This is a genomic window from Staphylococcus chromogenes (genome assembly GCF_029024625.1).
GTDB classification, from domain to species: Bacteria; Bacillota; Bacilli; order Staphylococcales; family Staphylococcaceae; genus Staphylococcus; species Staphylococcus chromogenes.
The window spans coordinates 323,521-335,958 of sequence record NZ_CP118953.1; the positions used below are offsets into that span (position 1 = coordinate 323,521).

The 12,438-nt window shown below is 38.7% G+C and carries 9 protein-coding genes; 8 read left to right on the plus strand and 1 reads right to left on the minus strand.

Going from position 1 to position 12,438, the window contains the following annotated elements; all coding sequences use genetic code 11:
- The first annotated feature begins 31 nt into the window (after positions 1–31).
- The 5 genes from PYW36_RS01430 to PYW36_RS01450 are packed head-to-tail and all read left to right on the plus strand — an operon-like array spanning position 32 to position 4,753.
- On the plus strand, positions 32–1,519 hold the full coding sequence (locus PYW36_RS01430; RefSeq protein WP_103159674.1) for an ABC transporter substrate-binding protein: 1,488 nt from the start codon (positions 32–34) through the stop codon (positions 1,517–1,519).
- Entirely contained in the window at positions 1,509–2,495 is a 987-nt protein-coding gene (nikB, locus tag PYW36_RS01435; RefSeq protein WP_037576018.1) for a nickel ABC transporter permease, read from the plus strand. Before PYW36_RS01430 ends, nikB begins: the two co-directional genes overlap by 11 nt.
- The gene (gene nikC, locus PYW36_RS01440; RefSeq protein ID WP_051604994.1) at positions 2,492–3,295 is read left to right on the plus strand and encodes a nickel transporter permease; all 804 of its coding nucleotides are present in this window, start codon (positions 2,492–2,494) and stop codon (positions 3,293–3,295) included. Before nikB ends, nikC begins: the two co-directional genes overlap by 4 nt.
- A gap of 1 nt (position 3,296) precedes the next feature.
- Positions 3,297–4,067 (plus strand): ATP-binding cassette domain-containing protein, encoded by a 771-nt coding sequence (locus tag PYW36_RS01445; protein ID WP_229717300.1) that lies wholly within the window; start codon positions 3,297–3,299, stop codon positions 4,065–4,067.
- On the plus strand, positions 4,064–4,753 hold the full coding sequence (locus PYW36_RS01450) for an ABC transporter ATP-binding protein (RefSeq protein WP_037576014.1): 690 nt from the start codon (positions 4,064–4,066) through the stop codon (positions 4,751–4,753). Before PYW36_RS01445 ends, PYW36_RS01450 begins: the two co-directional genes overlap by 4 nt.
- Positions 4,754–4,865: 112 nt before the next feature.
- Here PYW36_RS01450 and PYW36_RS01455 read toward each other — a convergent pair whose 3' ends face one another.
- The gene (locus PYW36_RS01455) at positions 4,866–7,031 is read right to left on the minus strand and encodes a bifunctional glycosyltransferase/CDP-glycerol:glycerophosphate glycerophosphotransferase (RefSeq protein ID WP_103159673.1); all 2,166 of its coding nucleotides are present in this window, start codon (positions 7,029–7,031) and stop codon (positions 4,866–4,868) included.
- A gap of 196 nt (positions 7,032–7,227) precedes the next feature.
- On the opposite strand from PYW36_RS01455, the gene PYW36_RS01460 reads away from it, so the two are divergent.
- The 3 genes from PYW36_RS01460 (at position 7,228) to PYW36_RS01470 (ending at position 12,399) form a co-directional block, all read left to right on the plus strand.
- Entirely contained in the window at positions 7,228–8,730 is a 1,503-nt protein-coding gene (locus PYW36_RS01460) for a glycosyltransferase (RefSeq protein WP_172458426.1), read from the plus strand.
- Between the two features lie 297 nt (positions 8,731–9,027).
- A complete protein-coding gene (locus PYW36_RS01465; protein WP_103159671.1) occupies positions 9,028–10,899 on the plus strand; it encodes a DUF5776 domain-containing protein in 1,872 nt (623 codons plus the stop codon).
- A gap of 18 nt (positions 10,900–10,917) precedes the next feature.
- Positions 10,918–12,399, plus strand: a complete 1,482-nt coding sequence (locus PYW36_RS01470; RefSeq protein WP_103159670.1) for a DUF6056 family protein — start codon at positions 10,918–10,920, stop codon at positions 12,397–12,399.
- Positions 12,400–12,438: the final 39 nt, after the last annotated feature.

Consider the following 12,438-nt stretch of genomic DNA (forward strand, 5'->3'; position numbering starts at 1 on the left):
AGAAGAGACGTAATGAAAGAAGGCCTAACTTATGAAATTCAAACATTCGTTTTTGATCGCATGTCTCTGTCCTGTTTTACTCGCGGGATGTGGCATGCATTCAAAAGCGGAAGATGACATATTAGATGTTGAACTTCCTCTTAAAACTACTAATATCGCGCCTTATGAGACAGATGATACTGTTAAAATGGGAGCGACAGAAACACTTTTTAAAGTTTCAAATGACGGTAAAGTCACGCCGCATTTAGTTAAAGATTACCAACAAGTGACACCTCAAACCTTAAAGCTCACCCTTAAATCCAATATTCATTTTCAAAATGGCAAACTGTTAACAGGAGAAAAAGTGAAACAAAGTCTCGAGTATGCGTTATCGCACGGGGATTTACTCAAGTCGACCTTACCGATTCAGCATATTGAGGCGCATGGACAATCGGTCACGTTGACGACAAAAGAACCTTATCCGGAATTAACGTCGGAGTTGGCGAGTCCTTTTGCGGCTATTTTTGATACGAAGGCAGAGGAAAAAGTCACTGATCATCCTATTGGCACAGGCCCTTATGAAGTTAAAAAATATCAGCCGTCACAAGGCATCACGTTACAACCTTATTCTGACTATTGGAATGGTCATCCGAGATTAAAGGGGATTCGTGTGACGTACCAAGAAGATGGTTTAACACGTGTGAATCATTTAGAAGCGGGAGCAGCGGATGTGATTACAGATGTGCCTGTGACGCACGTTGAACGACTTGAAGCTAATGCTGAAACACACGTCCAACATGTCAATGGTTATCGCACACAAATGCTCTTGTACAATCATGATAGTGTTAAAATGACGCCATCCGTTAGAGCGGCATTGGATAATGTAATTAATCGAGAAGGCATTGTAGATGCGATTTCTAAAGGCTATGCGACACCTGCCAGTGGTCCGTTTAATACGGAACTCAAATTTTTGAAAGAGACACCGGTCCATAAGCAAAATCTTGCGAAGGCACGGCATTTAATGGAAAAGGCAGGCTACAACGCTGACCATCCTTTAAAGCTAACCGTCGCTTCTTATGATGGCCGACCTGAACTGCCTAAAATCGCTCAAGTGATACAATCAGATGCGGAAAAAGCGCATATTGATATTGATATTCGTAACGTCGAAGATATTGAAGGATTCCTTGCGAATAGAAAACAATGGGACGCCTCGTTATATAGTATCGGCACGTTTCCGCGCGGCGATTCAGGTTACTTTTTTAACCAAGCCTACTTAAAGCAAGGGGGCATTAATAAAGGGGATTATGATAATCCTAAAATTAAGGCATTGATTGAAAAACTCAATCATACGGTGGGGGAAAAAGCGCGTCATGAACTCACGAATGACATTATTCAACAATCTCAACCGACCCTTCCGAATAGTTATATTTCCTATAACGAAACGATTCACGCCACACAATCACGTGTGAAACATCTTGAGACGACACCGAGTGATATTTATCTTATTGACGAAAAGGTAGCGATAACAGATGGGCATTAAAACATTATTGAGAAGGTTCATTCAACTCATCATCCTATTATGGGTGCTTTCGACCATTACATTTATATTAATGAAATTAACGCCAGGGGACCCTATCAGTCAGCAGCTCTATGCGAGTGAGGCAAATGTGTCTCAGGCGCAACTTGAAGCGGCCAAAACAGCCCATGGCTTAAATCAGTCTTTAATCGAACAGTATGGCGCTTGGCTAGGACATATTGTTCGCCTCGATTTTGGTGAAAGTTATCAGACGGGGGGACAAGTGCTTAAAGCCATTGGCTATTATGCACCGCCGACATTCATCATCTCAGGGCTGACAGTGCTCGTGGTGCTTTGTGTCGCCCTCCCCTTAGGAATCTATGCGGCATGGCACCATCAACGCACGTTAGACTATACGATTCGTATTGGCACGTCGATTGCGGTCAGTCTGCCTTCCTTTTTCTTAGCTGTGATTTTAATTTATGTATTCGCCATTCAACTGCACTGGTTGCCGATTGCAGGCTTTTCAACACCGCTTCATTTGATTTTGCCTGTCATCGCTTTAAGTGTTAGTATGTGCGCCTATTATGTCAGATTGGTGCGTGCCACACTGTTGGAACTTTATCAAACAAGAGAAGTGGAAATGGCGCGTTTAAGAGGCTTATCAGAACGCTACATATTGAAACATATCTTACTTAAGCCAATGATGATTCCAGTAGTGACGATGTTGGCACTCTCAATGGGAAGTCTGCTTGGAGGAACCGTCGTCATTGAAAATCTATTTAGCATTCCAGGTCTTGGCCAATTTTTAGTCGATAGTATTCGTGCACGGGATTATCCGGTGATTCAAGGGATAGTGCTATTGCTCGGTTTTGTCGTTGTGGTCTCAAATGCGATTGGAGATTTGATTGTCATGCAATTAGACCCGAAAAGACGTTTAACGCACCGTGATTTAAATGAAAATGCGATTCAACTTGAAAGTGAGGGAACGATGAAATGATTTATCGCTTACCAAAAATGGTTTGGGTGCTCGTTGCATATATTGGACTTATCGTGATTGCCCAATTCTTTATCGTTCCTGAAACCGCCTATAACGTGAATCTTAATCATATTTTTGAACCGATGAGTCCTACGCATTGGCTTGGAACAGACGATTACGGTCGTGATTTGTGGACGCGGTTAATCGTAGGGGCACGTGAAACTCTACTCGTCAGCTTGTTTACGCTCATTGTCAGTGTATTAATTGGTGTCCCATTAGGTTTGCTATCAGGCTATATTGGTGGGAAAGTCGACAGCGTCTTGATGCGCGTCGTGGACATAGGCCTCGGGATTCCAGAATTTGTCTTAATGATTGCGATGGCTAGCTTTTTATCGCCGAATATATGGAATTTAGTGCTTGCGATGGCACTCTTACGTTGGATGACCTACACACGCCTGACACGTCAAATTGTCGCTGGGATTAAATCAGAACACTATATTCAAATGGCGCAACTGTTTCATGTCCCAACTTGGAAAATTTTAATAAAACACATGTTGCCCCATATTGTGCCCTCAGTACTTGTTGTGGCTACGGTCGATTTTGGGAAAATTATGCTTTATATTGCGGCTTTATCTTTCCTCGGACTCGGCGCGCAACCGCCTACACCTGAGTGGGGCGCAATGTTGAATGCAGGCCGAGATTATATGACTTCTGAACCGCAGATGATATTAGCACCCGCCATTTTAATTACACTCACGATACTCATCTTCCAACTTACGGGAGATGCATTAAGAGACTTTTTTGCAAAGGAGGGGCGTTAAAGTGACAGAAATACAATTAGAAGTTGAAAAGCTTAGCGTCTCGACGCCCGCACAAACGTTATTGTACGACATCGATTTAGCATTGATGCACCGTCACGTAACAGCATTAATTGGGCCGAGTGGTTCGGGAAAAACATTACTGAGTAAAGCGCTCCTCAAACAACTCCCGCACACAATGACGATGGCGTGTGACACGTTGCGCTACAAAGGTGAAAGCGTGACAGAGATGAAAACGTTACTCGGTAAACGTATTGGCTATATGAGTCAAGACTACATGCACAGTTTTAATGAACACACATCCCTTGAGAAACAGCTCTTACAAATATACCGTTATCATTATGACGTAACGCAAGAAGAAGCGCATGCACGTATTCAACAAGCCTTAGGGTGGGTTGGACTAGAGGATTTAGATTTAAAACAGCGCTATCGTTTCATGTTGTCAGGTGGACAGTTACAACGCTTAGTCATTGCCAGTGTGATGATGCTAGAACCAGACGTAATTATTGCGGATGAACCCACAGCGTCCCTTGATGTCGTGAACGGTGCGCACATTATTCAATTGTTGAAGCACCTTGTAGATGCTCATGACGTGACTTTATGTATCATTACGCATGATTTATCACATGTAGCACGCATTTGCGATGAGGTCTATGTGATGGACCAAGGAAAAATAGTTGCGTCAGGTCCCTTTCACGAATTTGACGCACATCATCCACATCCGATGGTGGCACAGCTCTTTCAACAACGTCGCAGATTAGGAGGTTTACAATGATACAATTGGAAAATGTTTCAGTGGGTCAAGCGCATGACTGGCGCTTGCATCAAATTGACCTCACGATAAAAGATGGCGAGAAAGTGGGCATTATTGGGCTCAGTGGATCAGGAAAAACAACACTCGGAGAAGTATTAGTTGGCCTCAGACACCCTAGTAAAGGGAAAGTGCAGAATGATTTTCAAATACGTTTACCCATTTTTCAACATGCCAATCAAGCGTTTAACCCGAAACAAACACTAGGCGATGCACTAAAAGAAACACTTCATTTGCGACCTGAAGCTAAAACCTATTTGCAAGCCCGTTGTGATAGATATGTTCAAGCGTTTGGACTAAGTACAGAGTTATACGAACGTTATCCACGAGAAGTCAGCGGGGGACAATTACAGCGCTTAAACGTCATTCGGACACTCATGGTAGAACCAGACATGACCGTTTGTGATGAAATAACCTCTAATGTCGACGTTTTAGTAGAGCATGAAATGGTGCAACAATTGAACCAATATCATGCGGAAACAGGAAAAACACTTGTGATGATTTCTCATGATATTGCCTTTTTATCACAATGTGTGGACCGTTTTATTGTGCTTGAAGACGGAGAATGTGTCGACGATTTCTTGAAAGAAGAAATGTTTGAGCCTGAACGTCGTATTGCGACACAACGACTCATCGAAGTTTATCAATAAATTGAGAGTCACTTTAAAACAAAGGAGAGCAATCTAAAAAAGACAAAGCCTCCTTTTACAAGAAAGATTTGTCTACAATTTGAAAACAGGAGAGCCTAGGCCCTCCTGTTTTTTATTTTTTCATGATTTCGTTGTAAATCATGTCGCCAATGTATTTTGAGGCTTGACCATTTTCAATAGAACAGAAGCGGTCATAAAAAGCGTCGATACGGGAAGCGTAGTCTGTTTTAATCGTGTTGAGTTGTTTTAAGCCCTCGATCAGTTCGTCAGGTTGTGTATAAATCGGGCCTGGTAAATCTTTATGATAATCAATGTAAAAACCACGTAAGTTTTTATCGTATTTTTCAATATCATAGGCAAAGAAAAACTGTGGACGTTTTAAAATCCCATAGTCAAACATCACTGAAGAATAATCTGTAATCAATGCGTCACTGATCAAATACAGTCTAGAAATGTCATCATAATGAGAAACGTCGATTGCAAAATCTTCAAAACCATTTAAATCCATCGCATTAGCAATTAGATAATGCATACGTAATAAAATAACGTAATCGTCCCCTAATGCCGCTTGAAGTTTTGGTAAATCAATTTTGAGTTCGAACGTGTATTTCCCTTTTTTAATAAATTCATCATCACGCCACGTGGGTGCGTACATGACAATTTTTTTACCTTCAGGAATATTGAGTTCTTCTCTAATTTCTTGTTGTAAAGCTTCATCATTCGCACGATTGACTAAAATATCGTTTCTTGGGTAACCAATTTCTAAAATATCGTCAGGTGACATCCAAAATGCGGTTCTAAAAATTTCGGATGAGTAACGGTTAGGAGAAATCAAATAATCCCAACGTGACGTTTCTTTATTGAAATTACGTTTATACAGTGATGTTGTTGTGCCTGGCATACGAACCACTTTCATATCGTTAGCCAGTCGTTTTAAAGGTGTCCCATGCCAGGTTTGGACGTACGTCTGATTCGGCTTTTTATTTAAGAACAATGGAATACGCGCATTAGAAACCCACACTTTGGCTTCAGAGTAAGCCTTGTAATAAGCTTTTGATTCTTTTTGTACTTTCGTCGCTGAACCTGGAACATGACTGTTTTCCGGATCTTTGAGAATCCATTTGTAGTTGAGTTCTGGATAATGATGTTGCATGTATTCATAAATATATTTTGGACTATCACTATAATTTTTACCGCCAAATGATTCGAATACGACGGTTTTGTCATTCACATTTTCCTCTTTGTCCGTTAAGAAGTATTCAGAACGCTCTTTTCCTTTTTGACGCAAGGCAATACGTTTGGCATGACGTGTAATGAAGCGGAACTTATTAATACGTAAAGCCAATGTAGGCTTATTCATCGCAAATGCGAGCATTTCTAAAGAGAATAACAATTTTTTCTCACTTAAAATAGCCACGTTCAAATGACGTGCGACTTTAACGAGTGCGTCCGTATGTAGTTGTGTACGACGTGGGGTTTCATCAAGGTTTGGCATAAAGTCTTGATGTAACTTTTGAATCATTTTTTTCTTCACAAATTCACGGACAGGGCCTTTTTTGACACGCGATAAAGCGTCGATAAAGCTATCTACATAATCTTCGAAGAGCACATCAAAGCTTTGTTCAGATAAGGTATTAGTTTCGAACGGGTCATAAACTTCTCCTTTGAAATAAAACGGAAACTGCGTAATGCGTACAAAATGATTCACATATTGAACATATTCAAGAATGAAAGACCAGTCGGTGTAGACTTTTAAATCTTCGTTAAATTGAATATTGTGCGCTTTTACGATACCTGTACGGAAAATAATGTTACACGCCGTGTTTTTACGTAAGAACGAATTAGGATTCCGCTTCGAATCAAAATATTGCACTTGCACACGGTTTTGATCCACAAACTGAGGCATTTTAAGACTAAATTCATGAATAGGTGCAACTAATCCGTCGAGACCATTCAGATGCTTAAGGTAAAAATTCACCGCATAAGTGGCCAATTTATCATCCGCATCGACAAACATAAAATAAGGCGTATCTACATGTTGCATTCCCACATTTCTCGCGTGCGCATGTCCATGATTTTCCTCTAATTTCACATATTTTACGTTTTTATCGTAGCCTTTGAGTGCGGCTTTCATTAATTTTTCACTATTGTCAGTAGAACCGTCATTCACAAATATGAGGTCAAATGACTGGTTACGTTGACGTTTTAAATAGTCAATACACGACTCTATATACTCCTCAGAGTTATAGAATGGCACTATGATGGATAGTGCATTCATAAAGAATCATCCTCTCTTTGCAATTCTCATTCTCACGTATTATAGCATTTATTGAAAAGATAAAATAGCGGTTATCGTTTCGATATGAATTATTATAAACATTTTATTATAAAAAGGGATTTCGTCTGGTTGTTTATTAGTATGTATACCTATATAATTAGTAGGATATTATGACTTATTAATGGGGGTGCGCGTCATGTTATATACGGTAACATCGACTTTACCGGAATTTCACGGGGGAAGAACAAAATCTTTACTAAGTAGAAACTTATTCTTGGAGACCCAGTTACAACAAGACCACACAATTTTAACAACTAACTATAATCCAAATTATCCGCAGATTGAAAAGCGTTTTATTCAGCGGGGCGTATTGAGTAAAACGATGAAACATATCAATATTTTTGAATGGATTTCTAATGGAGAATGTTATCAATTTCCAACAACACCTTTTCGTAATCAACCCAAATATCAAAGTCATCACGTGAAGATAAAAGGTTTAAAACACGAGATTAAAGAAAAAACACCAGAAGTTGTTAGATACTATGAAAATAATCAATATGTACGCTATCGTAAATATGAAGATATAGATAAGGGAATCCTCAAATTTGAAGATTTTATGATTCCAGGCGTCAAGCATAAAATTGAACGTTGGGAATACAATGAATGGGGCTATTTACACAAAAAAACAACCTATTCGACTAAAAGGAATAAACGCTTAGCCGACGCCTTTTATAATCAACACGGAGAGGTCTATTGTAAGCGTTACTTTTCAGATGATGAACGCAGTAAAATCATTCAAATTGTCTTATACAAACACGGACAAGTATATAAAGTATTTGATTCAGAAAACGCATTTTTTACGTACTTTTTTGAAGCCGTTTTACCGAAAAATGCCATCGTATTTAACGATGCACGTCTTATTGATAAGTCGTTATTAGATGTGAAACAACCACTAAAAAGCATCTTTGTATTTCACAGTAGTCACTTAAACCTTCAAGGTGCACTTAAATCAAGATATAAAGTATCTCAAGCACGACATGATGAAATTTCAAAAATCTTTGTTTTAACAGATCAACAAAAAGCAGATGTTATGAAAGACTATGATATTGGGTCAGATCGCGTTGTGGTGATTCCACACTTTACAAAAATCAACACAACGAAAGCAGAACATAAAGAAGATAACTTTGTATTTATAGGCCGTATTGATGAAAATAAACAGGTGCCTAAAATAATTGATAGTTTTAAAATTTATCATGATCAAGGGTATCCGTATGGATTAAATATTTATGGTTATGGTGAAGATAAAGATATTCAAGCTGTAGAAACACATATAAAAGATTTAAATTTAACAGAAAAAGTCTGCTTTCAGGGGAGAACGCATCAACCTGATTTACTTTTTTCAAAACATCGTGCGTCCCTTTTGGCGAGTCAATATGAAGGCTTTGCGTTATCGGTGATGGAAAGTTTAAATAATGATTGTCCTGTCATTGCCTATGACATCAAATATGGTCCGGGAGAATTAATTCAAAATGGCCTCAATGGCTATACGGTCCCGCCACAAGATGTAGAAGGCATGGCGCAAAAAATGATTGAAATTACAAAGCATCCTATACCGCATGTGAAATTGGACGAGAAATTTAGTGAACAAGCGGCAATTGAAAATTACCGTGCCTTACTTAAGGATTTAGAGGAGAACTAATCGTGGGGATGAGGTGCTTCGACCCTATGGATTTAAGAAGCACCCTCGCGTTGACAGAGAGTCCATTCATCGATTGTAAGTTACCAAAAAGGAATGTTTTTAGAATTAAAAAGCACACAAAATATTAATGCGAGGCTGTCTATGTGACAGTCTCGTTTTTTAGTGTTCTTTTATTCAATGCAGAGTAATGCTATCAACAAACTAATGAATAAATATAATTTTTTAAAGTAGATTTAAGTTGTAAAAAAGTTAACGGTTTTGTTAGAATTAACAAAATAACTAATAGTGGGTGAAAAAGTGGGAAAATTAATTTCAGTCATCGTACCGGTTTACAATAAAGCACCTTTTTTAGAACGTTGTATTGAATCATTAGTCCATTTAAAAAAACATGAGTTCGTGGAAGCCATCTTTGTGGATGATTGTTCGACGGATGATTCATTAGAAATTATTAAAAAGTATGCGGCAGAATATGAGATGATTCAGTACGTGGAGTTATCTGAAAATACAGGAGGGCCAGCAGAACCGCGCAATGAGGGAATGAAACATGCGCAAGGGGAATATCTGACATTTTTAGATGCGGATGATTGGCTTGATCATGATCATTTTATTGAATTTGTTGAACGTGTCCATGCTGAGGGTTCTGATATAGGATTCGGGCGTACATTTAAACATACAGATAAACAAGTAACACAAGTGGCGCGTTTTCAATCTTTCGAAAATCGGTCTGGGCTCGTTCCTTATGAAATAGAAAAAGTTTTCCGTGCTGTAGGTCCTCCAGGAAAAATCTTCAAAAAGACTTTAGTGGAAACACATAATATCAGATTGAAACATTTAAAATATGGGGAAGATAAATTGTTTTTCACTGAATTGATTGCTAAAGCGGCAACCGCAACAATGACAACATTACCCGTGTATCACGTCAATCGATATAGTCAAAATGTGTCACTTGTTAAAACGACGACGCCATTCGAAAAAGCAAAAATTAATTATGATTTATTAAAAACGGTCATCTCGCTTAATATACCTGAAGTTGCCAAAACGAATGCTATTTCTCGTTTTATGGAACTCGACTTTATGAGTCGCTTTTTCTTCACAAAAACATTTTTAAGGTCGCAAGATAAAGCCGCGTACTATTCCCTTTTCGATAAGGTTTGTGAAACAATTGAAAATACGCATGTCGATATGGACGCACTATTTACGATAGAAAAGTATCGTGTAGCCTATGTGTTATTTAAACAAGGGGATAGAGAAGCGCTCGAACAATTTGTGAAATCTGTTTTTGAAGATGCCCAATTTTCAAGATTCATAGAGAATAATATTGTGTACCAAGAAATAGGCTTAGCCTCTATTACATCCTTAAAAGTTCCGTGTTATCCCGTTTATCAAGGCACACAAATCGTTGAAGGACAAAAATACGAAGTGATTGATGTATTGAAACCTGAAGCGGTATCGGTTCGTGGGGTACGTGCTGTAGAAGTACGCAATGAATTAAATGAATCAACTTTGCCTTTTGAGATGAAAGGTCGTCAGTTACTTATTCCAACAGAAGCACTTCAATTTCAAACAGAAGCGCCTTTTAATATTGCTGTGGATTATTCGAAATATGACACGGTGTTAGTTTTTGCGTCCTATCCTTCAACGCAAACAGAAAATGTGATGAAACGAAAATCATTCAAAGTCGAGTTTGAACCTGAAGATACGACTAAAATAGGGGGTAAACGTTATTTTAAAACTGCCCCACAATCCGTTCTCGCCATTAAAAAAATTAAATTGTACGAAGATGTGGATTTTACGCAAAAAGTGGCAGATGTTGAGCCAGGTACATTATTGAATATTCAAGGACTTGTGTATTCCTCTAATGAAACGCCACGCTTACAAACAGAAGAAGGTCTGATTTTAACGGCGAATATTGAATTTGTCGAACCTCTATCATCTGTTGACACGAACACCTATATGACTCAAATTCCAAAACGCGTTGAAATTACAAAAGGTTGTAAATTGTATACTGATCGTTCGTTTAAAAATGATCCTATTCGCAGTCTAAAAGTAGGTGAAACCTTTGATATTGAAACCATCATCTACACGTCGAATCACACGCCGCGACTTAAAACACAACAAGGCGAGTATCTCACTGCTAACAAAAATTTTGTAAAAGAGATTTCGTTTTAGAAAGAAGAGACACCCATTATGTTAGAACGTGTACTACGTTACCGAATTTTAATCCCGATTATTATTTTTTATTTTGTCATGAGCGTATTAACCCCTTTAACACATGATGATTTAGAGTGGGGCACTTCCTATGGCACACATATGTTTCAAACTTTTTATGAAACCTTAAATGGACGCTACTTAGGGAATACGTTCGAAGTCATTGCGACACGAGTGGCGTTATTCCGTTATCTCGTTTATGTCGTCTTTGCGATAGGCATCATGGTAGTTATTCAAAAAAGTGTGGATGATATTTTAGGGGAAGATCATCACCCCAATGATCATATGTTGTTATTGTTTGTGTTGATTTTGTTGATCCCTTCCACGATTTACAGTCAAATTTATGGCTGGTTTGCTGGATTTTTTAACTATGTCCCTGCCATGTTTGCTTCATTGCTCATTTTGCGCTATTGCATCAAATTAGTGCAACATGGCAAATTGCGATGGTGGGAAATGCTGTTGATGATGGTGACCGCTATTTTAGGGCAATGGTTTATGGAAAGCATGACCCTCTTTAATATTGCGATGATTACGATTTCAGCGATTGTTTATTATGTGAAATATCGTAAACATTTAAAACAACTCTTCATCGCTTTTGGAAGTGCGTTCATAGGAGCTATTGTAATGTTTACGAATCCCCAGTATATCAAAATTTTTGGTGGCCAATCCGATTATCAAAAAGTGAGTAGTGAGGATCAAGGACTCATCAGTCGAATGTTTCATACGTTGACGACGCAATTTCCAGAGCATATCATTTATCAATCGATACTGATTTTAATTCTTATCGCCATTTTGTTAGGTTATCAAGTTTATCGAAGTACTGTCCCGTTCTATGTGAAGGGTTTACTCTATCTAGGTTTAGCCAGTGCCCCATTGTACATGTTGTTGATTCGACTTCCGCTAGATCTTGACTTGAGACTTCATGAAGCGCAGGTTGCGTTCATAGACTTTTTCATTGCGATAACGTTCTATATCGCTTTGTTATTAAGTGTGTATTACGGTGCGTTACCTGTACGCATAAAGACATATGTTATGGTATTACTGCTCACGATTCCTATCATGGTGGCACCGCTGTTAATTGTACAGCCGATAGGCCCGCGAAATTTTTATGCCGTATTTATTATTTATGTGATGGTAGCATTTGTACTCTTACGTTATTTAAGGTTAAATGGGCCAAGTTGGCAATGGTTAATTCGCCTATTTGCGGTCACGTTTGCGACTGCGTATGTGGTAATGTTTTCGATCATTAGTATTGCGGATCATATGCGTCTTGCGGGCATCCATCGTGCCGCTTCTGAAAACCCAAATTTAACAACTTATCATATGCAACGGTTGCCTTTTGAAGAATATATGCAACGTTCTACGCCAGAAACCGAACGCCGTAAAGCGATTTTTAAAGATTTTTATGAAATTCCACAACATATCAAAATTACATTCCCTCCAAAACAGGAGAGAAAATAAATCAAAGGAGCAAAGACAGTCCATGTCTAAGCTCCTTTT